General features: G+C 68.7%; 19 protein-coding genes and 1 pseudogene. 13 read left to right on the top strand and 7 right to left on the bottom strand.

The features are described from left to right. Positions 1-28 precede the first annotated feature (28 nt). The 3 genes from ABDW31_RS19195 to ABDW31_RS19185 are packed head-to-tail and all read right to left on the bottom strand — an operon-like array spanning position 29 to position 4,187. On the bottom strand, positions 29-1,408 hold the full coding sequence (locus tag ABDW31_RS19195) for a glutamine synthetase family protein (protein WP_184722154.1): 1,380 nt from the start codon (positions 1,406-1,408) through the stop codon (positions 29-31). Further along, positions 1,405-2,739, bottom strand: a complete 1,335-nt coding sequence (locus tag ABDW31_RS19190; RefSeq protein ID WP_343699430.1) for an aspartate aminotransferase family protein — start codon at positions 2,737-2,739, stop codon at positions 1,405-1,407. Before ABDW31_RS19190 ends, ABDW31_RS19195 begins: the two co-directional genes overlap by 4 nt. After that, positions 2,736-4,187 (bottom strand): NAD-dependent succinate-semialdehyde dehydrogenase, encoded by a 1,452-nt coding sequence (locus ABDW31_RS19185; RefSeq protein ID WP_184722160.1) that lies wholly within the window; start codon positions 4,185-4,187, stop codon positions 2,736-2,738. Before ABDW31_RS19185 ends, ABDW31_RS19190 begins: the two co-directional genes overlap by 4 nt. Positions 4,188-4,352: 165 nt before the next feature. On the opposite strand from ABDW31_RS19185, the gene ABDW31_RS19180 reads away from it, so the two are divergent. Continuing rightward, positions 4,353-5,672, top strand: coding sequence for an aspartate aminotransferase family protein (locus ABDW31_RS19180; protein WP_184722164.1), 1,320 nt, complete (start codon positions 4,353-4,355; stop codon positions 5,670-5,672). 76 nt (positions 5,673-5,748) lie between these two features. Then, positions 5,749-6,879 carry an acyltransferase gene (locus ABDW31_RS19175; RefSeq protein ID WP_184722168.1) on the top strand — a complete coding sequence of 377 codons (1,131 nt, stop codon included), beginning with the start codon at positions 5,749-5,751 and terminating at the stop codon, positions 6,877-6,879. Here the strand turns inward: ABDW31_RS19175 and ABDW31_RS19170 are convergent. Continuing rightward, positions 6,876-7,841 (bottom strand): GNAT family N-acetyltransferase, encoded by a 966-nt coding sequence (locus ABDW31_RS19170; RefSeq protein WP_184722170.1) that lies wholly within the window; start codon positions 7,839-7,841, stop codon positions 6,876-6,878. The two genes, ABDW31_RS19175 and ABDW31_RS19170, sit on opposite strands and share 4 nt — an antisense overlap. Positions 7,842-7,980: 139 nt before the next feature. Between ABDW31_RS19170 and ABDW31_RS19165 the strand changes: the two genes are divergently transcribed. The 7 genes from ABDW31_RS19165 (at position 7,981) to ABDW31_RS19135 (ending at position 15,035) form a co-directional block, all read left to right on the top strand. Then, a complete protein-coding gene (locus ABDW31_RS19165) occupies positions 7,981-8,352 on the top strand; it encodes a BlaI/MecI/CopY family transcriptional regulator (RefSeq protein ID WP_184722173.1) in 372 nt (123 codons plus the stop codon). After that, entirely contained in the window at positions 8,352-9,965 is a 1,614-nt protein-coding gene (locus ABDW31_RS19160; protein WP_184722176.1) for a M56 family metallopeptidase, read from the top strand. Before ABDW31_RS19165 ends, ABDW31_RS19160 begins: the two co-directional genes overlap by 1 nt. Before the next feature lie 14 nt (positions 9,966-9,979). Then, positions 9,980-11,329, top strand: coding sequence for a M56 family metallopeptidase (locus ABDW31_RS19155; protein ID WP_184722179.1), 1,350 nt, complete (start codon positions 9,980-9,982; stop codon positions 11,327-11,329). Positions 11,330-11,430: 101 nt separating this feature from the next. After that, positions 11,431-12,798 carry a pectate lyase gene (locus ABDW31_RS19150; RefSeq protein WP_184722182.1) on the top strand — a complete coding sequence of 456 codons (1,368 nt, stop codon included), beginning with the start codon at positions 11,431-11,433 and terminating at the stop codon, positions 12,796-12,798. A 175-nt stretch (positions 12,799-12,973) separates the two neighbouring features. Then, positions 12,974-14,062 carry a chorismate synthase gene (gene aroC / locus ABDW31_RS19145; protein WP_184722185.1) on the top strand — a complete coding sequence of 363 codons (1,089 nt, stop codon included), beginning with the start codon at positions 12,974-12,976 and terminating at the stop codon, positions 14,060-14,062. A 145-nt stretch (positions 14,063-14,207) separates the two neighbouring features. After that, positions 14,208-14,756, top strand: coding sequence for a response regulator (locus tag ABDW31_RS19140; protein ID WP_184722188.1), 549 nt, complete (start codon positions 14,208-14,210; stop codon positions 14,754-14,756). Positions 14,757-14,804: 48 nt separating this feature from the next. Continuing rightward, positions 14,805-15,035: a hypothetical protein gene (locus ABDW31_RS19135; protein WP_184722191.1), complete on the top strand. Its 231-nt coding sequence runs from the start codon at positions 14,805-14,807 to the stop codon at positions 15,033-15,035. Here ABDW31_RS19135 and ABDW31_RS19130 read toward each other — a convergent pair whose 3' ends face one another. The 3 genes from ABDW31_RS19130 to queC form a co-directional block, all read right to left on the bottom strand. Beyond that, a complete protein-coding gene (locus tag ABDW31_RS19130) occupies positions 15,036-15,401 on the bottom strand; it encodes a 6-carboxytetrahydropterin synthase (protein ID WP_184722194.1) in 366 nt (121 codons plus the stop codon). Between the two features lie 73 nt (positions 15,402-15,474). Beyond that, positions 15,475-16,107 (bottom strand): 7-carboxy-7-deazaguanine synthase, encoded by a 633-nt coding sequence (gene queE, locus ABDW31_RS19125; RefSeq protein WP_184722197.1) that lies wholly within the window; start codon positions 16,105-16,107, stop codon positions 15,475-15,477. Further along, positions 16,104-16,835, bottom strand: coding sequence for a 7-cyano-7-deazaguanine synthase QueC (queC, locus tag ABDW31_RS19120; RefSeq protein ID WP_184722200.1), 732 nt, complete (start codon positions 16,833-16,835; stop codon positions 16,104-16,106). Before queC ends, queE begins: the two co-directional genes overlap by 4 nt. 469 nt (positions 16,836-17,304) lie before the next feature. On the opposite strand from queC, the pseudogene ABDW31_RS19115 reads away from it, so the two are divergent. The 4 genes and pseudogenes from ABDW31_RS19115 (at position 17,305) to ABDW31_RS19100 (ending at position 23,633) form a co-directional block, all read left to right on the top strand. Then, positions 17,305-20,137 (top strand): annotated as a pseudogene (locus ABDW31_RS19115) (TonB-dependent receptor). Positions 20,138-20,337: 200 nt separating this feature from the next. Further along, entirely contained in the window at positions 20,338-21,858 is a 1,521-nt protein-coding gene (locus ABDW31_RS19110; RefSeq protein WP_184722206.1) for a response regulator, read from the top strand. Between the two features lie 125 nt (positions 21,859-21,983). Beyond that, positions 21,984-22,712 carry a LuxR family transcriptional regulator gene (locus tag ABDW31_RS19105; RefSeq protein ID WP_184722209.1) on the top strand — a complete coding sequence of 243 codons (729 nt, stop codon included), beginning with the start codon at positions 21,984-21,986 and terminating at the stop codon, positions 22,710-22,712. Between the two features lie 111 nt (positions 22,713-22,823). Then, complete coding sequence (locus tag ABDW31_RS19100; protein WP_184722212.1) at positions 22,824-23,633, top strand: acyl-homoserine-lactone synthase; 810 nt, start codon at positions 22,824-22,826, stop codon at positions 23,631-23,633. Positions 23,634-23,779: the final 146 nt, after the last annotated feature.

The following is a 23,779-nucleotide window of genomic DNA, read 5'->3' as shown; positions in this document are numbered from 1 at the left end:
ACTCCCCTTTGTTTCGCTATAGGTGTCGTCAGGCGTTACGCAGGTACCAGTCGAAATCCAGCTCGGTGACGACCTCGAAGAACCGCGCCTGTTCCGTACGCTTCACTGCCACGAACATGTCCACGAAGCGGTCGCCCAGGTATTCGCGCAGGATTTCCGAGCGCTCGAACAGATCGACCGCCGCGAACCAGTGGGTCGGCAGCCGGCTGTTCTCCTTGGCCGCCGCGGCATAGCCGTCGCCGACCACCGCGGGACCAGGATCCAGCTTGTTGACGACGCCATAATGGGCGCTGGCCAGCAGCACGGCCAGGACGAGGTACGGATTGGCATCGGCTCCGGCCACACGATGCTCGACGTGGCGGGTGTGCGGCGGCCCGGCGGGCACACGCAAGGATACGGTGCGATTGTTGACGCCCCAGGTCGGCGCGACCGGCGCGTAGGAGTTGGCCTTGAAGCGGCGATAGCTGTTGGCGTTCGGCGCCAGGATGGCCATGCCCTCGCCCAGCAGCGCCTTCATGCCGCCGATCGCCTGTTTCAGCAGGTCGGAGCCCTCGAGGTCCTCGGCGGCGCACAGGTTGTTTCCGTCCGCATCATTGACGCTGAGATGGACGTGGAAGCCGTTGCCGGCCCGGTCGCTCCACGGCTTGGCCATGAAGGTCGCCTCGCAGCCATGGCGCAAAGCCACGCCCTTGGCGGCGCGCTTGTACAGCACCGCATCGTCGGCGGCCCGCAGGGCGTCGGGCTTGTGCTTCAGGGTCAGCTCGACCTGGCCCGGGGCGAACTCCGAGATCGCGCCCTCCAGCGGCACGCCCAGCACGTCGGCGGTGTCCCACAGCTCGCGCAGGAACGGGGCATGGGCCTCCAGTTCGGGCAGGCCGTAGACCTGGATGCCGGTCGGATGCTGGCCGGTCTGCATCGACTTGGCTGGCATCAACTGGCCGCCGGGCCCACGCTGCTGGTCGACGAGGTAGTATTCCAGCTCGCAGGCCGCGACCGGGGTCAGGCCGTCGGCGGCAAAGCGGTCGAGGACACGTTGGAGGACGTGGCGGGGGTCCAGGTCGTTCGGCGTCCCGTCCAGCTCGTACATCGACAGCATGACCTGGGCGACGTCGGGACCCAGCCACGGGGCCAATGTGAGCGTGCCAGGCACGGGCCGCGCACGGCGGTCGGCGTCGCCGTCCTCCCAGACCAGGCCGGTGTCCTCGCAGTCGGCGCCGTTGGTGTCGACCACCAGCACCGAACCCGGCAGGAAGCGGCCATAGTCGTAGATCGCCTCCAGCTCATGGACCCGCAGCCGCTTGCCGCGCGGCACGCCGGTCATGCTGGTGAAGAACACCTCGACGAACTTGACCTGCGGGTTGGCGGCCAGGAAATCGCGACATTCCTGGATATCGGCCACTTGGCTCATGCGTCCCTCATCACCGCCGCGAAGCCGTCGACGGCCGCGACCAGCCGGTCGATCGCCGCGTCGTCGGTGACGGGCGAAACCAGCATCATGTTGTGGAAGGGCGCGATCAGCACGCCCCGGTTGATCAGCCACAGATGCAGCGCTTCCACGGCCGCGTGGTCCAGCACTTTTCGCATAGCGTCGGCGTTCTTCGGTGGATTGCTCGCGAAGACCAGCTCCACGCGGGCGCCGACCTGGACCACCGACCACGGCAGGACGCGCGCGGCGATGACGCCCTCCAGGCCCGCGACCAGCCGCTGCGCGCCGGCCAGCATGCTGGCGTAGGCGGCGTCGGTCATCACGTCGGACAGCATGGCGCGCATGGCGGCCATGGCCAGGGCGGCGCCCGACAGGGTGGTGCCGATCCCCGACTGGCCGGGTCCGATCCGCGCCTGCGCCTCGTCCATCCGCGCCGAGAGTTCGGCCGTGACGCCCCACACCGCAGCCGGCACGCCGCCGGCGACGGCCTTGCCCAGCACGAAGACGTCGGGCTCCAGGCCATACGCTTTGGTGTAGCCGCCGGGGCCGGTCGAGATCGTGTGGGTCTCGTCGAGGATCAGCAGGGTCCCGACCGCGCGGGTCAGTCGCCGCAGAGCTTCGTGGAAGCCGCGCTCGGGCAGGATCATCCCGCAGTTGGTCATCACCGGCTCGGCCAGCACCGCTGCGACGTCGCCGGGGGCCAAGGCCGCTTCCAGAGCGTCGAGATCGTTGAACGGCACGACGCGGGTGGTGGCCGTCAGGTCGTGGACCTGGCCCAGCAGGCCCGGCTTCATCGTTGCGACGCCGGCGTCCAGCACCACGAACGCGTCCTCGACCATGCCGTGGTAGCAGCCGTCGAACACCAGGATCACCGGCCGCTGCGTGACTGCCCGCGCCCAGCGGATCGCCGCGCGGTTGGCGTCGCTGGCCGTGGTCGCCGCCTGCCACAGCGGCAAGCCGAACCGCTCGGCCAGCAGCTTGCCGACGATCACCGCCGAGGCGGTCGGCAGCATGAACCCCGCCCCGCGCCTGGCCTGGTCGGCGACGGCGGCCGCCACCGAGGCGTCGCCGTGCCCGAACATCGCCGGCGTGTCGCCCAGGCAGAAGTCGTCATAGAGCTTGCCGTCGACATCGGTGACCTGCGCTCCGACGCCCTGCGCCGCGAAGATCGGCAACGGCGAGGCCCAGTCGTTCATCCAGTGCATCGGCGCGCCGCCCCGCCACACGGCCGCCGCGGCCCTGGCCATGGCGACCGAACGGGGATGCTCGTCCAGGAACCGCGCGCGTTCGGCGGCCAGCAGCTCGGCGATCATCCCACCCCGCCGAAGCACAGGTACTTGGTCTCCAGATATTCCAGCAGGCCCTCGGAGGCGCCCTCACGGCCCAGGCCGCTTTCCTTGACGCCGCCGAACGGGGCCACCTCGGTCGAGATCAGGCCTTCGTTGATCCCCACCATGCCAGCCTCGATAGCCTCGGCCACCCGCCAGCAGCGGCCGACGTCGCGGCTGTAGAAATAGGCCGCCAACCCGAACGGCGTGGCGTTGGCTAGTTCGATCGCCTGTTCCTCAGTGGTGAACTTCACAATCGGGGCGACGGGGCCAAAGATCTCTTCCTGGAAGAGGCGCATGTCCGGCGTCGCGCCCGACAGCACCGTCGGTTGGTAGAACAGCCCGCCCAGGTCGTGGCGCTCGCCGCCGGTCACCACCTTGGCGCCGCCCTCGACCGCCTCGCGCACCAGGGCCTCGACCTTGACGATGGCCTTGTCGTTGATCAGCGGGCCGATCACCACGCCTTCGCCCGTCCCCGGACCGACCTTCATCGCCGCCACCTTCTCGGCCAGCCGGGCGACGAAGGCGTCGTGGATGCCGGCCTGGACGATCAGCCGATTGGCGCAGACGCAGGTCTGGCCGGTATTGCGGTATTTGCTGGCGATCGCGCCGTCGACGGCGGCCTCCAGGTCGGCGTCGTCGAAGACGATGAAGGGCGCATTGCCGCCCAACTCCAGGCTGAGCTTCTTCATCGTGCCGGCGCACTGTTCGTACAGGATCTTGCCCACGGGCGTGGAGCCAGTGAACGACAGCTTGCGCACCCGACCGTCCTCGCACAGGGCCTTGCCGATGGCGCTCGAGTCCTTGCCGGTGACGACGTTCAGCACGCCGGCTGGCACGCCCGCCTCCACCGCCAGCCGGGCGATGGCCAGCGCGCACAGCGGCGTCTCGGCCGCGGGCTTGACCACCACGGTGCAGCCGGCGGCCAGGGCCGGACCGACCTTGCGGGTGATCATGGCGATCGGGAAGTTCCACGGCGCGATGGCCGCGCACACGCCGATCGGCTGCTTGATCGAGGCCAAGCGCTTGCCCGGCATCGGGGTCGGGATGGTGTGGCCGTAGGCGCGCTTGGCCTCGTCGGCGAACCAGTCGATGAACGCCGCGCCATAGGCCACCTCGCCCTTCGCCTCCGCCAGCGGCTTGCCCTGCTCGGCGGTCATCAGCCGCGCCAGGTCGTCGGCGTGGGCCAGCATCAGGTCGCTCCACTTGCGCAGGATTGCGCCGCGCTCCTTGGCCGTCTTTGCCGACCAGAGCGGCAAGGCGCGATGCGCGGCCCCGATCGCCACCCGCGTCTCGCTGGCCCCCAAGTCGGCGACCTGGGCGATCAGCGTCCCGTCGGCCGGATTGGTCACGTCGAAGCAGTCGTCGCCCTCGATCCACAGGCCGTCGATGAAGGCGGCGGTCTCGACCAGGGTCAGGGCTTTGGAGGTCATGGCGGGCTCACTTCGGTTCGATATCGCTATGCAACGCGCACAAAGCTTCTGGAGCCCACCCCAAGATTTCTCCACCCGTGCGCTAGGGTTTTCGTGGCGATCCACCCTTTACGAGAGGGGCGCAACTGCGGTCACAATGCAAGGCGCTGTAAGGAAAATCGCGACATGTCCGAACTCGTCTCCAACGATCTGGACGCCTACTGGATGCCCTTCACCGCCAACCGGCGTTTCAAGGCCCATCCGCGCCTGCTGGCCAGCGCCAGCGGCATGCATTACCGCACGCCCGACGGCCGCGAGATCCTGGACGGCACCTCGGGCCTGTGGTGCGTCAACGCCGGCCACGACCGGCCGAAGATCCGCGAGGCGATCCAGAAACAGGCCGCGACCATGGACTTCGCGCCCAGCTTCAACCTGGGCCATCCGCTGGCCTTCCAGTTCGCCTCGCGCCTGGCCCAGATCACACCGCCGGGCCTGGACCGGATCTTCTTCACCAACAGCGGCTCGGAGTCGGTCGACACCGCTCTGAAGATCGCGCTGGCCTATCACCGCGCCCGCGGCAAGGGGACCAAGACCCGGCTGATCGGCCGCGAGCGCGGCTATCACGGCGTCGGCTTCGGCGGCATCTCGGTGGGCGGCATCCCCAAGAACCGCATGTACTTCGGCAGCTTGCTGACCGGCGTCGATCACCTGCCCCACACCCACGGCCAGCCCGGCAACACCTTCGCCAAGGGCCAGCCCGAGCACGGCGCTGAGTTGGCCGATGAACTGGAGCGGATCGTCGCCCTGCACGACGCCTCCAACATCGCCGCCGTCATCGTCGAGCCCGTGGCCGGTTCGGCCGGCGTGCTGGTCCCGCCCAAGGGCTATCTCGAGCGCCTGCGGGCGATCTGCGACAAGCACGACATCCTGCTGATCTTCGACGAGGTCATCACCGGCTTTGGCCGCCTGGGCGCAGCCTTCGCCGCCGAGCGCTTCGGCGTCACGCCCGACCTGATCTGCATGGCCAAGGGCCTGACCAACGCCGCCGTCCCGGCCGGGGCGGTCGCCGCCTCGCGAAAGATCTACGACGCCATGCTGGAGGGGGCCGACGCGCCGATCGAGCTCTTTCACGGCTACACCTATTCGGCCCATCCGCTGGCCTGCGCGGCGGGCCTGGCGACGCTGGAGACCTATCGGGAGGAGGACCTCTTCGCCCGCGCCGCCGGTATCGAGGGCTACTGGCAGGACGCCCTGCACAGCCTGGCCGACGCGCGTCATGTCGTCGACATCCGCAACCTGGGCCTGATCGGCGGCATTGAGCTTGAACCCCGCCCTGGCGCGCCCACGGCCCGTGCGACGGAAGCCTTCGAGACCTGTTTCGACCAGGGCCTGCTGGTCCGCGTCACGGGCGACATCATCGCCCTGTCGCCGCCGCTGATCCTAGAGAAGGCGCACATCGACCGCATCGTGGAGACGATCCGCAGCGTACTGGCCGGCATCGACTAAGCCCCTTGCGATCCCGCGGCGAACACCGCCAACCTCCCGTCCAACGAACAAGGGGCGGGGGAGGCCCTGGATACGCATGACGACCTCAACCGACGCCATCGCGCCGGCCAAGCGCCACTACGCCATCCTGGACGGCCTGCGCGGCGTCGCCGCCCTGATGGTGGTGCTGTTCCACCTGTTCGAGGCCTATGCCCACGGCGACCCGCAGAAGCAGATCGTCAATCACGGCTACATGGCGGTGGATTTCTTCTTCCTGCTATCGGGCTTCGTCGTCGCCTACGCCTATGACGACCGCTGGGGCGGCATGAGCGCCTGGCAGTTCTACAAGCGCCGGCTGGTGCGCCTGCAGCCGATGATCGTGGCCGGCACACTGATCGGGGCCGCCCTGCTAACCTTCCAGCACTGGTCGATCTTCCCCAAGCTGGAGACCGTCACGACCGTTCAGGTGCTGATGATGGTGCTGCTGGGCCTGGTAATGATCCCGATGACGCCATCGGCCGAACCGCGCGGCTGGGGCGAGATCTATCCGCTGAACGGCCCCCAATGGTCGCTGTTCTACGAGTACCTCGCCAACATCCTCTACGCCTTGGGCCTGCGGAAGCTGTCAAACCGGGCCTTGGGGGCTCTGGTCGCGCTGTCGGCGGTCGTCCTGGTCGGTCTGCTGGTCCTGGGTCCGCGCGGTGACGTGATCGGCGGCTGGGCGCTGGACGCCAAGGGCGTGTGGATCGGCCTGGCCCGCGTGATGTTCCCATTCTTCGCCGGCGTGCTGCTGATGCGCCTGGGCGCGCGGATCAAGGTCCCGGGCGCTTTCGCCGTCTGCAGTCTGCTGCTGATCGTGGGCCTGTCGCTGCCGCGCTTTGGCGTGAGCGAGATGCGTTGGCTGAACGGCCTCTACGAGGCGGCCTGCATCATCCTGTTGTTCCCGCTGATCGTGGCCATCGCGGCGGGCGACCAGGACGCCGACGGCCCCAGCGTCCGGATCGCCCGATTCTTCGGCGACCTGTCGTACCCGCTCTACATCACCCACTATCCGCTGATCTACATCTATACGGGCTGGGTCGTGGACCGGAAGATTCCACCGGCCCAGGGCGCGCTCGCCGGGGCCGGCGTGTTTGTTGTGGCCGTGGCGATCGCCTGGCTGTGCCTGAAGCTCTATGACGAGCCGGCGCGGCGCTGGCTGGCCCGCAAGCTGCTGGCCCGCGCCTAGCCCCGCGGCCGGTACGACATCGCCACGTCGCAGCGCTCATAGCGCGCGCCGAACAGCCGCATGATCTCGGCGTCGTGCACGAAGCCCAGCTTCTCATAGAGGTAGATGGCGGCGGCGCACTTGGTGTTGGTCAGCAGATACAGTCTGTCGGCCATGCCCACGCTGGCGGCGCGCTCCAGGGTCTTGGCCAGCAGGAACTCGCCGACCTTGCGGCCGCGCGCGGTTTCCGACACGCCCATCTTGGTCAGCTCGACCCAGCCGTCCTTGGAGACCATCAAGGCCGCCGTGCCAACCACGCCCAGGTCCGGGGTTTCGGCGAACAAGACGAGGCCGCCCTTGTCCAGGATCAGCTCACGCGGCCGGGTCAGCAGGGCCACGTCGTTCTCCTCCAGGCTGAACATCGCCTGGATCCATTCGGCGTTGATGCGGTGGAAGGCCTCGGCGAGGTCGTCGGAGAAATCGCGCACCCACATGGTCGGGGTCGGCACCGCCTTGACCCGGTCCAGCAGCGAGGCCTGGTCCAGCCGCGCCTCCAGCCCCGCCAGGCTGGCCATCAGCTCGCCGGACAGGCCTTCACACAGACCCGAAGCCGCCGCCTCGACCACCGGCAGCAGCTGGGTCTGGATGCGGACCAGCAGCGCCTCGCCGGCGGGGGTCAGGGCGAGGCGCTTGCTGCGCTGGTCCTCAGCCGAGCGCCGCGCCTCGACCAGACCCTCGGCCTCCAGCACGCCAACGGCGCGGGTCACGGTCGGCTGGGCCAGCTTGAGGCGCGCGGCCAACTCGCCCACCGTCAGCGGGCCGGCAGTGCGCAGCGCCAGCAGCAGCGACAGCTGGGCCGGCTGCACCGGCAGGTCCAGGGTCCGCAGCACCTCGGCGGCGTCGGCCTGCATGCGTTCGGCAAGGCGCTTGAGACGGCTGCCCAGGAACCCCACGCCCAAACCGGCCAGCAGGTCGACGTCCATCCTCGATCTCCAGATTAATAGCTCGCTATATAGCTTGCTATGAAACCCAGTATCCAGCAAGCAAAGAACAGCGATCTCCACACTTGACGTCGATACGCTACATTTGTAGCGTACTCGCGACATCACTGAGATCCCAACCATGACCGAACCCTCCGACTTGGAACTCGAAGTGCTGAAGGCCTTCTGGCGCGGCGGCGCGATGAGCGCCCGCGAGGCGCAAGGGCTGATCGAGCCCGAGCTGGGCTGGAGCGCCTCGACCACCCGCACCGTGCTGGAGCGGATGGTGGCCAAGGGCCTGCTGGTCCGCCGCGCCGTGCACGGCCTGGCCGTCTACGAGGCCCGCACGGGCAAGGTCGACGTGATCGGCGGGGTGCTGAACCGTCTGCGCGGCTTGCTGGAGATCGACGGCCGCCTGCCCGCCTCGGCCTTCGCCGGCAGCCAGATCCTGTCCGAGACCGAGATCGCCGAGCTGGAGACCCTGCTCAACACCAGCGAGAAGGACGCCAAGTGATGAATCCGCTGCTGGCTTCCACCGCCCTGGGCCTGATCGCCGCCTGGCCGGTCGGCGCGCTGGGCTTCGCCTTGGGCCGCGCCGTCGAGCGCCTGACCGACGATCCGCGCCCACGCGCCGCCGCCTGGAGCCTGGCCTATGCCCTGCCCGCCGGGGCCCTGGTCGCCACGGTCGCCATGACCTTCGCGCCGATCCCGCCGAAAGCCCCGCCCGAGCCGGTCGCCGTCATGGCGGTCGTGGCTGCGCCCGCGCCGGCCGCCCCGGCTTGGACGCCGCCCGCGGGTCTGGCGACCGGCCTCGCCTGGGGCCTGGTGGGCCTATCGGCCGCAGGCCTGATGACGCGCGGCTGGCGCTGGAACCAGGGCCGCCGGCGCCTGGCCGCGATCCGCGCCGCCGCCCAGCCCTGCGAAGATCCCACCCTGCTGCAGGCCGTGCGCCGCGAGGCCCTGCGCCTGGGCGTCCAGGCCCCGCGCGTGCTGATCAGCGACGCGGTGTCCGAGCCCCTGCTGGCCGGCGTGCGCCGCCCCGCCATCCTGCTGCCCCGCGCCCTGGCCGACAGCGCCGGCGCCGAGCGCCTGAGCCTCGTATGCGGCCACGAGCTGGCCCACCTGCGCCGTGGCGACAACTGGCGGATCCCGGCCGAGGAAGCCCTGGCCGGCCTCTTCTGGATGACCCCGCCGGTGGCCGCCCTGCGCGGCCGGATGCTGGCCGCGCGTGAGGCGGTCTGCGATCAGCACGCCCTGGCCGGCGCTGCGCCCGAGGCCCGTCGCGACTATGCCCGCGTGCTGGTCGAAGCCCTGCGCATGAACGCCCTGCCCGCGCCCCAATCCGCTTTTACCGGCCGCGAGCGCAACCTGGCCGCCCTGCGGCTGTCGGCGATCCTGCAGCCGCGCGACGGCGCCTCGGTCGGTCGGCTGGGCCTGGTGGTCGCCCTGGGCGGCGCCCTGACCGTGGCCACCGGCGCCGGCTCGCTGGCCCTGGCCTCGCAGGTGCGCAACATCGCGCCGCCGACGGCCGACGAAATCGCCCGCATCGAGGCCCAGGCCGCCGCCGACGCCGCCGCTCATACGGCCGACGTGGCTGCGACCGTCGCCGCCCAGGCCGCGGCGGAGGTTGAGCCTCTGCGCCTGGAAGTCGAGAAGGCCGCCGAGGCCGCTGTGGCGAAGGAAGCCGCCGCCGTGGAACGCGCCGCCGAGGCCGAGGCCGCCGCGACCCTGGCCATGACCGCCGCGCCGCTCCCCGCGCCCGGACCCGATCCCCGTCCGGACCCGCGCCCCGATCCGCGCCCCAATCCGCAGCCGAACCCTCAACCCGATCCGCGCCCGCAGATCGAGGCCGATAGCGCCGCGCAGCGCGCCCGTCTGGCCGCCGACGCTGCGGACTTGGCCCAGCACCGGGCTCACCGGGCTGAGAGAGCCGCGCTGAGGGCGCTGGAGGCCCTGGACGTCAAGGTCGACGTGCAGCCGAACGTGAAGGTCTTCCTGCCCAAGGACATGGTCGAGAAGACCTTGCGCGTGAGGGTGATCGAGCCGCGCATCAAGGCCGAGCCGAAGGTCAGCGTCGCCGTGACCCTGCGCAACGACCCGCCCATGCCCACACCCTGGACCCGCTGAGCTCGGAGGGACTCATGAACGCGCTCTTCGCCTCCGCCGCCCTGGGTCTGGTCGCCGCCTGGCCGGCCAGCGGCCTGGGCTGGCTGCTGGGCAAGGCGGCCGACCGCCTGACCGGCGATCCGGCCCAGCGGGCCCGGGCCTGGAATCGCGCCGTGGCCCTGCCGCCGGCCATGCTGGCGGCCATGGTCGCCGTCTCGGCCCTGCCCGAGGAGACCACCGCCCCGGTCTATCAGGTCGTTCTGACCACGCAGGCCGCGGCCCGCGCCACGGCGGCGGCGAAGGAGGTCTCGACCCTCGCCTTTTCCCGCTTCGACGGACTGGAGCTGGTCGGCGCCGCGCTGATCCTAGGCGCGCTGGGCGGCCTGGCCGTGGCGACCGTGCGCCAAGTCCTGGGCCGCGCCCGGCTCAAGCGCATCGTGGCCGAGGCCCGCCCGGTCTCGCCGGAACTGGCCCAGGCCGTCCGCGCCGCCGCCCGCCGGCTGGACACCGGCCGGCCCGAGGTGAAGGTCAGCGACACCATCGACCAGCCGCTGCTGGCGGGTTTGGCCACGCCGGTGATCCTGCTGCCCCGCGCCCTGGTCGAGCGCCTGCCGCTGGAGCGGTTGGTCCCGGTCTGCGCCCACGAGCTGGCCCACCTGAAGCGCGGCGACAACTGGCGGCTGCTGGCCGAGCACCTGCTGGGCGGCCTCTTCTGGATGGTCCCGCCCTATGCCCTGCTGCGCGCCCGCGCCGCCGCCACCCGCGAGGAGCTGGCCGACGCCCTGGCCCTGGAGGACGCCGGTCCGGCCGTGCGCCGCAACTACGCCGAGACCCTGATCGACGTGCTGCGCACCCGCGCCGCGCCCGCCCTGCACCCCGCCTTCACCGGCAAGGGACGGAGACCCACGCTCATGCGCCTGAAGGCCATCACCGATCCGCGCGATCCGGCCACCCGAGGCCGCCGCGCCCTGCTGACCCTGGCCAGCCTGCTGGCGATCGGCCTCACTGCCGCCGGCTCGATCGCCCTGGCCCAGCAGGACGAGACCCCCGGCCGCAGCCGAAGCCGCACCGTCATCACCGACACCAGGACCGGCCAGTATGTCGACATCCGCTCGAAATATATCCGGGTGAGCAACGCCGAGTTCATCGATGGCAAGCTGCAGATCGAGAACGGCAAGACGTCGACCTATTTCGGCGACGTCCAGATCCGCGGCCGCCTGCGCGCACCGCAAACCATCGTGCTGCTGAACGGCGCGGCCCCGCCCGCCGGCTTCGATCCCACCACCCTGCCCAAGGGCGCGATCGACTCGGTTGAGGTCGTCCACCAGGGCGACGGCCAGCAGTCGCGGGTGTCGCTGAACGTGATCATGAAGCCGGGGCTCTAGCCCCGGAGAACAGCCATGACACCGATGGACAAGACAAGCGCCACTTGCCATTTTCCGAAGCCTGACGGCGACGCCAAGTCGACCGCAGCCGGGGATGGATCATGCTTGCTCGCCACCTTCTTCGCGCCGCCGGCGCGGTCGCCCTGATGCTGGCGGCGACGCCGGCCCTGGCCGACACCCTGGCCTTCCCCGGCGCCGAGGGCGCGGGACGGTTCAGCCAGGGCGGACGCGGCGGGGCGGTGCTGCGAGTCACCAATCTCAACGACGCCGGCCCCGGCTCCCTGCGCGCCGCCATCGAGGCCAAGGGCCCGCGCACGGTGGTGTTCGACGTCGCCGGCACGATCCAGCTGAAGAGCGAACTGAAGATCAGCGAAGGCCGCATCACCCTCGCCGGCCAGACCGCGCCGGGTGGCGGCATCACCCTGCGCGACCAGACCCTGGTGGTCAGCGCCGACGACGTGGTCATCCGCTTCATCCGCTCGCGCCTGGGGGCCGAGAGCAAGGTCGAGGGCGACGCCATCTGGATCAACGGCGGTCGCCGGATCATCCTGGACCACGTCTCGGCCAGCTGGTCGGTGGACGAGACCCTGTCGGCCTCGGCCCGCTTCGGCAAGGAAGGCCCCAATAACAAGGAACAGGGCTTCTACGACCTGACCGTCCAATGGTCGATCATCGCCGAGAGCCTGGCCCACTCGATCCACGTCAAGGGTGACCACGGTTATGGCAGCCTGATCCGCGGCGGCCAGGGCTCGAAGATCAGCTTCCACCACAACCTGTGGGCCAACCATATGGCGCGGATGCCGCGGCCGGGGAACTATGCCGGCGTCGAGGAGGATACGGTCGGGGCGTTCTTCGATTTCCGCTCCAACGTCTTCTACAATTGGGGCAAGGGCCACGCCGGCTACGACGCCGACAAGGCGGCCATGGCGGCCTATAACTTCGTCGACAACGCTTATGTGCCGGGGCCGAACTCGACCAAGAATGTAGCCTTCCAGGAGAGCAACACCCTGGCCAAAGCGTATTTCGCCGGCAACAGCATGGCGGGCGCGGTTCCGGCCGATCCGTGGAGCCTGGTGACCTTCACCATCCCAGAGCCGGCTGGCTATCGTCTGGCCGCGCCGTTGGACGTCGGGGCGGTGACGCCCGAGACGGCCGACAAGGCCTATGAGCGCGTGCTGGCCGAGGCCGGCGCCTCGGTCTGGCGCGATCCCGTCGACCGCCGCGTCATCGAGGGCGTGCGCACCCGGACCGGCAAGGTGATCAACATCCAGAGCGACGTCGGCGGCTGGCCGGCGCTTCCGGCAGGTAAGGCCGCGAAGGACACGGATGGCGACGGCATGCCCGACGCCTGGGAGACGGCGCACGGGCTGGATCCGAAGAAGGCCGACGGAGCGGCGCTGGCCAAGGACGGCTCGGGGTGGACGAACCTGGAGCTTTATCTGGCGGATGCCGCGCAGGTGCGGGGCTAGATCCTCATCACCTGCCCCCACCTGACCTGCTGACGCAGGTCGTCCGCCCCCGGAGGGGGCAGATGGCGCCCGTCTTCCCCCTCCGGGGGAGGAGGGCCGCAGGCCCGGAGGGGGCAAGTGAGCAAGCTCATCCCTCCTTTTGCGACCCGGCTCTGTTTCCGCTAAACCCCGCCCCATGTCGCACAACACCTTCGGTCACCTGTTCCGCGTCACCACCTGGGGCGAAAGCCACGGCCCGGCCCTAGGCTGTGTCGTCGACGGCGTTCCGCCGGGCATCGAACTGACGCCAGAGATGATCCAGGCGTTCCTGGACAAGCGCCGGCCGGGCAACGGCAAGTTCGTGACCCAGCGCCAGGAGCCGGACGCCGTGCGCATCCTGTCGGGCGTGTTCGAGGACGAGCGCAGCAACGGCCAGCGGACAACCGGCACGCCGATCAGCCTGATGATCGAGAACACCGACCAGCGGTCCAAGGACTACGGCGAGATCGCCCAGGCCTTCCGCCCCGGTCACGCCGACTACGCCTATTTCGCCAAGTACGGCATCCGCGACTATCGCGGCGGCGGCCGCAGCTCGGCGCGTGAGACGGCCGCACGCGTGGCCGCCGGCGCCATCGCCCGCCTGGTCACGCCCGGCGTCACCGTCCGCGCCGCCCTGGTGCAGATCGGCCCGCACGCCATCAACCGCGACAACTGGGACTGGGCCCAGACCGAACAGAATCCCTACTGGTCGCCGGACGCCGACATCATCCCGGTGTGGGAAGAGCACCTGGAAAAGATCCGCAAGGCCGGCTCCTCGACCGGCGCGGTCGTCGAGGTCGAGGCCACCGGCGTGCCGGCCGGCTGGGGCGCGCCGCTGTACGGCAAGCTGGACGCCGAGCTGGCCGCGGCCCTGATGTCGATCAACGCCGCCAAGGGCGTGGAGATCGGTGAAGGCTTCGCCTCCGCCGCCCTGACCGGCGAGGACAATGCCGACGCCATGCGCCGGGGCGAGAATGGTGAACCCGTGTTCCTGTCGAACCACGCCGGCGGCGTGCTGGGCGGCATCTCGACCGGCCAGCCGGTCGTGGCGCGGGTGGCCTTCAAGCCGACCTCGTCGATCCTGATCCCGCGCCAGACCCTGAACGAGGCCGGCGAGGAGATCGACCTGCGCACCAAGGGCCGCCACGACCCCTGCGTCGGCATCCGCGGCGTGCCGGTGGTCGAGGCCATGACCGCCTGCGTGCTGGCCGACGCCTTCCTGCGCCACCGCGCCCAAGTCGGCTGAACTCCCGCATCCCGTGTGTGAGATTCATCACCCAGGAACGCCCATTCCCACAGATCGAGAACCTTATATCTGAAAAATATAAGGTTTTAGATTGACCGAAGTTATCAACAGGCCGTAGAACTCGCCCATTGGGGGAGTACGGGGCGTGCGGTTTGATCTGCTGAAAATTCTGCTGGTCGACGACAACCAGCACATGCGCCTGCTGCTGACCGAGATCCTCCGCGCGCTGGGCGTGCGCCATGTCTTCGAGGCTGTGGACGGCGCCGAGGCCTTGTCGCTTCTGCGCCAGGTCGCCATCGATGTGGTGTTCACCGACCTCAAGATGAGCGGGCTGGACGGCATCGAGTTCGTTCATCTGCTGCGCAATTCACCCGACAGCCCCCATCCATTCTGCCCTGTCGTGATGATCACCGGCCACTCCACCGAGCGGCGGGTCCACGCCGCCCGCGACGCCGGGGTCAACGAGTTCCTGGCCAAGCCGGTGACCGCGCGCGGCGTCATCCATCGCCTGACCCTGCTGGTCGAGAACCCGCGGCCCTTCATCCGCACCGAGGACTATTTCGGCCCCGACCGCCGCCGGCGCGACGACCCGCGCTATCATGGCGAACGGCGGCGCGCGGAGGACCGGACGACCTATGTCGACGACGCCCAGGATCCGTTCGGGCAGCGCGTCCATCCGACGCGGAGAATTTAAAGGATTGGCCGGCTAGAACGTGGTGAACAGTCCCTTACGAGCTTCACCATGCTTTTCCGCCGCTTCGCTCCCCTCGCCGCTCTCCTGGCGATGATCGCCGTCTCACAGACGGGCTGCCTGGCCGCCGCCGCGGTCGGCACGGTCGCCGGCACCGCGATCGGCGTCACCGGCGCGGTCGTCGGCGGCGCGGGCAAGGTCGTGGTCGGGGCCGGCAAGGCGGTGATCCCCGGCGACGGCAAGAAGGATCGCGATCGGGACCGCGACGACTATCGGCGGTAGCTAGAGGCTCAGCGCGCACGTCTCGCCGATCGTCGGGCGCGACAGCACCACGCGCGACAGGCCGGGGAACTGGGCCTGCAGGCGCTCAGCGAAATAGAGGCACAGGCGCTCCAGGGTCGGGACTTCCAGGCCCGGACGGTCGTTGAGCAGGCCGTGGTCCAGCTCGGCGGCGACGGCCTTCAGGGCGACGTCCAGGGTTTCCAGGTCGGCGACCCAGCCTTCGGGCAGCATCTCGCCCTTCACGCTGGCTTCCACCTTGAACGAGTGGCCGTGCAGCTTGCGATAGCGATGGTCGGTCGGACCTTGCTCGATGAAATGGGCGGCGTCGAAAAACGCAGCCTTCGTGATCTCGAAGACGGGCTTCATCTGTGACTTCTTTTGACTAGGCCTGGGAGGCTCTAGCGCGTCGACCCTGTCACCAAGTCGAGCGCCTTATCCGTCAGGGCAGGCCGAGATATTTGTGCGTTTGGACGCTTAAACGCCATTGTGGGTGCGAAAGGCAATAGGCGACGGCCAATTGCGTGTTCCTGTCGCGGTCCGGACCGTCCATCGGCTGCAGGTAGAAGCGCTCGAAATCCAGGTCCGCGAAGCGCTCCGGCATGGCCTTGTCCTGCGGGAAAACGAGCTTCAGTTCCTGGCCAGAGGTCTGGATCACGGGGGCGTCGGCCTTGGGGCTGATGCAGATCCAGTCGATCCCAGCCGGGGCCGCGATCGTGCCGTTGCTCTCGCAAGCGATCTGGAAGCCGCGGGCGTGCAGCGCCGCGATCGCCGCCTCGTCCAGCTGCAGGAAGGGCTCGCCGCCGGTGCAGACCACCAGGCGGTCATCCGGTCCGCCGGTCCACTGGGCCTCGACCGCCGCCGCCAAGTCGTCGGCCGTGGCGAACTTGCCGCCGTTCTCGCCGTCGGTCCCGACGAAGTCGGTGTCGCAGAAGGTGCAGACGGCCTTGGCGCGGTCCTGCTCGCGGCCGGTCCACAGGTTGCAGCCGGAAAAGCGGCAGAACACCGCCGCCTTGCCCGCCTGGCCGCCTTCGCCCTGCAGGGTCAGGAAGATCTCTTTGACGCTGTAGGTCACGGCTGCAGCGCCCCCTCGACCAGGACTGGGCGACCCGCCGCATCCCACTCGACATAGCCCTTCTCGCGCAGCTCGCACGCCGGGCAGGTCCCGCAGCCATGGCCCCAGCTGTGCAGCTGGCCGCGTTCGCCCTGGTAGCAGGTGTGGCTTTCCTCGACGATCAGCTGGACCAGGTCTTCGCCGCCCAAGGCCTTGGACAGACCCCAGGTCTGGGCCTTGGTCAGCCACATGAGCGGGGTCTCGACCCGGAAGTTGCGATCCATGCCTAAGTTCAACGCGCTCTGCATGGCGTCCAGCGTGTCGCGGCGGCAGTCGGGATAGCCCGAGAAGTCGGTCTCGCACATGCCGCCGACCAGGGCGTCGACACCCCGGCGGTCGGCCAGGGCGGCGGCGTAGATCAGGAACACCAGGTTGCGCCCCGGCACGAAGGTCGAGGGCAGGCCGCGCTCGGTCATCTCGATGGCGCGGTCGGCGGTCAGGGCCGACTGGGCCACCTGGCCGAAGCTCTTGATGTCCAGCACGTGGTCCTCGCCCAGGCGATCGGCCCACTGCGGGAAGCGAGCGGCTACTTCACGGCGCACGTTCTGGCGGGCGTCCATCTCGATCGCGTGGCGCTGGCCATAGTCGAAGCCGACCGTCTCGACGCGCGCATAGCGCTCGAGGGCCCAGGCCAGACAGACGCTGCTGTCCTGGCCGCCGGAGAATAGAACAAGGGCGGCTTCGCTCATGCGAGGCTCCGGACTTCCAGGAAAAGGGGGAACATGGCCCCTCCTTACACGAGGCAAGGCCGGGCCGGAACCATGCGGCGCCACGGCGCGCGATGGGCGCTATACCTCGACCATGAAGGCTCGCGAATTCTTTCGCACACGAATGATGGATTCGCGCCAGGATACGGGCCTATTGCGCCGCAATATGCGCAAAGCTTCCGTTACGGAACTCACAAACCCGATTTTCTAATGCCGTGAAAACTTACGCGCAGCAGGAGAACAACGCCACACGGAAAGTGAAAAGCTGTAACCTATCGCCGTTCACTTACGTTTGGCCCAGTTGACAGCTTTCAAACGCAAGTATGCAATCGACAAATGCTGCGAGGGGCTCGCCGTACGCCCGCGTGGTGAAAACAGTACGGCGCCGAGGAAACACCGACCCTCGCAGGCTCCATCCATAAGGCGCCGCCGGGTCCAGGGAGGGAATCCAATGTCGCATACTCTGCGTTTGCGGAGCCTATTGGTCATGGGCGCTTCTGCGGCCGCGATCTCGGCTCTCGCCGTCCCCGCGTTCGCTCAACAGGCCCGCCCGGCCGCACAACAAACCACTGTCATCGAGGAACTGGTCGTCACCGCCCAGAAGAAGGAAGAGGCCCTTCAGGACGTGCCGATCGCCGTGTCGGCCTTCAGCCAGGACTCGCTGCAGGCCCAGAAGATCGACGGCGGCCCCAATCTGCAGCAGGCGATCCCGAACGTCAGCTTCGCCCGCAGCAACTTCACCAACAGCTTCAACTTCCAGATCCGCGGCATCGGGGCCAAGGCCGTGGGCGCCTCGGCCGACCAGGGCGTCGGCGTGCACATGAACAACGCGCCCCAGCAGTCGGGCAACCTGTTCGAAAGCGAGTTCTACGACGTCGAGCGGGTGGAAGTGCTGCGCGGCCCGCAGGGCACACTGTACGGCCGCAACGCCACGGGCGGCGTGGTCAATGTCATCACCGCCAAGCCGACCGACCAGTTCGAGGCCAACGCCCGCGCCGAGTACGGCAACTACAACGCCATCCGCCTGCGCGGCATGGTCAACATGCCGATCCTGGGCGACAAGCTGGCCGTCCGCGTGGCCGGCACCATGCTGAAGCGCGACGGCTTCGTCACCAACACCTTCAACAACCACGTAGTCGACGACCGCGACCTGTACTCGACCCGCGTACAGGTGATGTTCAATCCGACCGAGAAGCTGCGCACCAACTTCCTGTGGGAGCGCTTCCACGAGGACGACAGCCGCGCCCGCACCGGCAAGCAGCTGTGCACCAAGGACCCCGGCCCCGCCACGGTCGGCGGCGTGCCCACCGGCGCGGCCGCCCGCTATCTGACCCAGGGCTGCCTGCCCGGTTCGCTATACGCCCCGGCCGCCTACGGCTCGGTCAACACGTCGGGCACGCTGACCGGCCTGCTGGGCAACATCTTCGGCTTCACCTCGGGCGACTCCAACGCCGGCGCCACGACCTCGACGAACCTGCGCGAGATCGAGACGGCCTTGGATCCGCTCTATCAGTCGAACTCGAACACCTACCAGTTCACCCTGAACTACGACCTGTCCGACGCGCTGACCTTCACGGCCATGACCTCGTACGGCAAAGGCAGCGTCTACACGTCTCAGGACTACAACCGGGTCGTCTCGCCGATCCCGTTCAACAGCACGCCGTTCACGCCGGGCGGCTTCTTCAATGACCCGCAGGTGGGCAACACCAACAAGTTCACCACCATCGACGTCAGCTCGGGCCGCTCCGAGCAGTTCAGCCAGGAATTCCGCCTGCAGTCGGCCTTCGACGGGCCGCTGAACTTCAATGTCGGCGGCATCCACTTCACCTATCGGACGCTGACCGACTACTACGTGATCGGCAACTCGCTGACCCTGTCGTCGATGGCGCTGAACTTCCAGAAGACCGGCAATCCGGCCTGTAACCCGTCGACCACCGCCAACTGCATCGGCATCGACACCTCGGCCACCCCGACCGGCGACGGCCACAACTATTATGACAACCGCACGCCCTACACCCTGGTGTCCGACGCCCTGTTCGGCGAGGTCTACTACCAGGTCAACGAGGACCTGAAGTTCACCCTGGGCCTGCGCCAGACGCGCGACAAGAAGGCGGTCAAGAACTACTCGACCGTTCTCCTGGCGCCCGGCTACGGCCTGACCCTGAACCCGACCAATCCCGACCAACGGGCCCGCTTCACCGAGACCACCGGTCGCGTCGGCTTCGACTACAAGGCCAATCTGGGCTTCACCGACGACACCCTGCTCTATGCCTTCTATTCGAAGGGCTACAAGGGCGGCGGCATCAATCCGGGCGTGCCGGCCGGCGCGATCGGCATCAGCCAGACGTTCGCCCCCCGAGTTCGTCAACGCCATCGAGATCGGCACCAAGAACACCCTGGCCGGCGGCAGCGTGCTGCTGAACGCCACGGGCTTCCGCTACGACTACAAGGGCTATCAGATCTCCAAGATCGTGAACCGCACGTCGGTGAACGAGAACGTCGACGCCAAGATCTGGGGTTTTGAGCTGGAGTCCATCTGGTCGCCAGTCCGGAACCTGAAGCTGAACGCCACCGTCGGCTATCTGAACACCAAGATCGGCGACGGCGTCTCCTCGATCGACACCATGAACCGCACCCAGTCCAACCCGGCCTATACGGTCGTGAAGGTGGGCCCGCAGGCCTCGTCGGTCGGGGCCAACTGCGTACTGAACACGGTCGGCGTCGCCACCATCCTGGGCGCCGGTGCCGGGGCCACCCTGCCCTGGGCCTGCACCGGGGCGGCGGCCTATCAGGCGTTCCTGTCGACCCCGGCCGCGGCCGGCGGCGCAGGTCTGCCCGCGGCCACGGCCGCGTTCCTGGCCAACAGCACCGGCCTGTTCAACTACGCCAACGGCTTCTCGATCGAAGGCGTGGCGGCGAACCTGTCGGGCAACGAGCTGCCCAACTCGCCACATTGGACCACCTCGGTCGGCGCTCAGTACACGTTCGAGCTCTCGGGCGGCTGGTCGGCGACGCTGCGTGGCGACTACTACCGCCAGAGCCAGCAGTTCGCCCGCGTCTACAACACCGAGTACGACCGCCTGAAGGCCTGGGACAACGGCAACATCACGCTGAAGTTCGACAAGCCGGACTGGGGCGTGACCATCGACGCCTACGTCAAGAATATCGGCAACAAGATCCCGATCATCGACGCCTACACCACCGACGACAGCTCGGGCCTGTTCACCAATGTGATCACCGCCGAGCCGCGCCTGTACGGCATCGCCATCAGCAAGTCCTGGTAGCGTTCACGTCCCGACTTTACGGGGGCGGCGGAGCGATCCGCCGCCCTTCTTGTTTTATCGATGAACAATGCTCCGCGAAAAAGATCAGTCGTTTCCGGCGCTAAAGGTATGACAAGCGCTGTCAACTTAACGACTCCGCAAGGCGAGCCGGGGCAAGCTGACAATCCAAAGTGCTGGCCAAAGGTCCTGGCGACGTCCGTATGGAAACGCTGTCCCGTCTGATCGATACCCGCGCGCCGATCGCGCCCGACACGCCCTGCGGCGAGGTCGCGGCGATGTTCGACGCCGAACCGGCTTTGACCGCCATCGCCGTGGTCGAGGGCGACGCACCCGTCGGCCTGGTCTATCGCGACGTACTGCAAGGCCAGATGCGCGTGGCCGACCTGACCACGCGTCCGGTCCGCGATGTCATGGACACCGCGCCCCGCGTCATCCGCGCCGACACCGACGCCAGCCTATTCGTCAACATGCTGGCCGACAGCCCGACCCCCGTCTTCCGCACCGCCTATGTCACCATCGACGCCGCCGGCCGCTATGCCGGCGTGGGCGGCCTGACCTCGCTGCTGGCCTCGCACCGGCGCCGTCAGGGCGAAGCCCGCGACGCCCGCGCCATGGTCGACCGCATGGCCGTCGAGATCGGCTCGCACCTTGACGGCGTGCTGGCCATCACCGAACGCCTGGAACAGCAACGCCTGACGCCGGACGCCGCCGCCTTCGTGCGCGCCATCGGCGACACCAGCCGCGACATGGGCGAGACCCTGCGCCGCGCCATCGACCTGCACCGCTCGGCCCAGGGCCAGCTGGCCTTCACCACCGCCCCCACCCGCCTGCGCGACCTGGCCGACGCGGTCGAGGCCCGCTGGGCCGCCCGCGCCCACGAAGGCGGCTCGACCCTGCTGGTCTCCTATGACGGCGATCCCGAGTGCGGGGTCGAGGTCGATGGCGAGCGCCTGCTGCAGGTCTATGACATCCTGATCGAGAACGCCCTGGCCGCCGGCCGCGGCATGATCGAGGCCCGCCTGACCGCCCGCGCGGACGGCGAACGCATCCGCCTGGAAGGCCAGGTGCGCGACAACGCCGAAGGCCAGGCCGCTGATCGCCTGGCCTGGGTCAGCGCGCCGCTCAGCGCCGCCAGCCTGCAGGACCATCACGAAATGGCGCTCAGCGTCGGCCTGGCCCTGGCCCACCGCGTCATGCGCGCCATGGGCGGTCCGCTGGTCGCCGAGGCCAATCGCGGCGCCGGCCTGACCGTGGGCTTTGGCCTGACCGCCGCCCCCGCCCAGATCATCGCCGCCCAGGACGCCGAGCCCGCCGTCGCCGGCCGCGCCGCCCATATCCTGATCGTCGACGACAACGCCACCAACCGCATGGTCGCCGAGGCGCTGTGCGACATGTTCGAGTGCACCTCGGAACAGGCCGTCGACGGCGTCGAAGCCGTCGAGATGGCCCGCACCGGCCGCTACGATCTGGTGCTGATGGACATCAAGATGCCGCGCATGGACGGCATCGCCGCCACCCGCTCCATCCGCGAGATGACCGGCCGCCCCGGCGCCGTGCCGATCGTGGCCCTGACCGCCAACGCCGACCCCGCCGACGTCCAGACCTATCTGGCCGCCGGGATGCAGGACGTGGTCGAAAAGCCGATCAAGCCCGAACGCCTGGCCACCGTCCTGAACGCCCTGCTGGGCGGCGAGGACGAGGGCGCCGAAGCCGCCGCCTGATTTTTTACCGATCGGCGACTTGCGACCGATCGCCGCCGCTTGATCCGTCCGCTTGGGATTGTGGCCGCTTTACGTCAAGGTGGCCTCGCGCCTAGCTTAACAGGGCGTGAGTTCCGGAGCGGCGAGTGCTGACCACCGCTGAGCAACAGGCCTGGGCTTTTCTGAGCCAAGCCCCTCACCTGGCCTCCGCCCAGGAGGTCGAGGCGCGCTTTGCCGAGGCCATCGCCGCGTTCGGCTACGATCGTTTCGCCGCCACCCTGGTCAATGCCGAGCACTACGGCAAGGAACCCCAGACCCTCAGCCGGCGCGACTTCGACGCCTGGGACGAGCGCTACTGGAGCGAGCGCTACGTGGTTCATGATCCCTGCGTGAAGCTGCTGCTGACCTCGCCGCGCGCCTTCGCCTGGTCCGACGCCCGGCCGCTGGGCGACAGCCGCGCCCAGGCCATGTGGGGCGAGGCCGCCGATCAGGGCATGAACGACGGCTATGTCGTGCGCGTCTTCGGCCCGGCCGGCCAGGAGGTGCTGATCCGCATGTCCACCCCCGCCCCCGACACCGACCCGGCCCACCGCGCCGTGATCGACAGCCTGGCCACGGTGTTCGGCACGACCATGCTCAAGCACTGGGAAATGCAGGACGACAATCCCGACTACGGCATCATCTCCGAGCGCCAGGCCGAATGCCTGCACTGGGCCAGCCGGGGCAAGACCGACTGGGAGATCGGCGCGATCCTGGAGCTGTCGCCACGCACTGTCCATCACCACATCGAGGCGGCCAAGAAGCGGCTGGGCGTGGCCAAACGCCAGGAGGCCGTGCTGAAGGCCGGCGAACTGGGCCTGCTGCGTAAATTCTAGGCTCCTCCCGGACCTCGCGGACGATCCGAATAGGCCGTTTGGCCTATCGTCCATTTCGCTGACCATGAGGCTTAATCGCCCCTGTTGAACGCCAGCGCTTGGGGGCAGGCCATGATCCACATCATCACGTCAGAGAACCGCCACCTGTACGGCCCGCAGCTGTGGGCCATGCACGAGGAGCGGCGTCGTCAGTGCGTCGAGAAGAACGGCTGGGTCGACCTGGTGGTGCTGGAGGGCGGTGAGGTCGACGACTATGACGACCACCGCGCCATCTATCTGCTGGGCTTCAATCCCGAGATGGAGCTGGAGGTGGGCCTGCGCCTGCGCCCCACCGACGACCGCTGCATGCTGGCCGACAAGTTCCCCCACCTGATCGCCCCAGACGAGACGCCCAAGAAGGGCGCGGACGTCTGGGAGGCCACGCGCCTGTTCACCACCGACGCCTATCGCCGGCGCAAGGGCCCGGGTCGCGGCGAGCGGGTGTTCGAGGTCTGGGCCGCGGCCTTCGAATACGCCCTGCGCAAGGGCGTCACCCGGTTCGTGGGCATGATCGACATGCAGCTGTATCCGGGGATCCTGAACTCGCCGATCGACACCCGCCTGGTCGGCATCCCCCGCGCCTATGAGCATGGCGTGGTGGCCGGCTCGGAGATCGCCCTGTCCCAGGACCTGCTGGACCGGGTGCTGGAGGCCGTCTGCCGCAAGTCGCCGGTCGGCTACGAGATCGACGCCATGGACATGCTGGCCTTCGGCGACCTGTCCTGCGTGCAGCGCCAGGTGCGCCGCGCCATGACCCCGCAGCTGGTGGCCGGCGCCGAGCGCGACGAGACCCTGGCGGCCGAAACCCTGTTCCGGCTGCACGACGCCACGGGCCGCGCCCGCCACATCTGGAGCCAGCGCGAACAGCGCCTGCACGCCTGAACTTCGCTCATTTGACTCCCGCCCGCCTCCAATTTCGCGTTTGACGAAAGCGGGACCCGCCAAGGTTGGCGGCGAATCACCTCACAGGCGACTAACCTCCTGGAATCGGGGAGGAAAGGGAAACCAGCGCGACGTAACGCCGCGCG

The organism is Caulobacter sp., from assembly GCF_039596335.1.
Taxonomy (GTDB): Bacteria; Pseudomonadota; Alphaproteobacteria; order Caulobacterales; family Caulobacteraceae; genus Caulobacter.
Note: the sequence above shows the minus strand (reverse complement) of the source record. Positions and strands in the feature narration are given on the sequence as shown.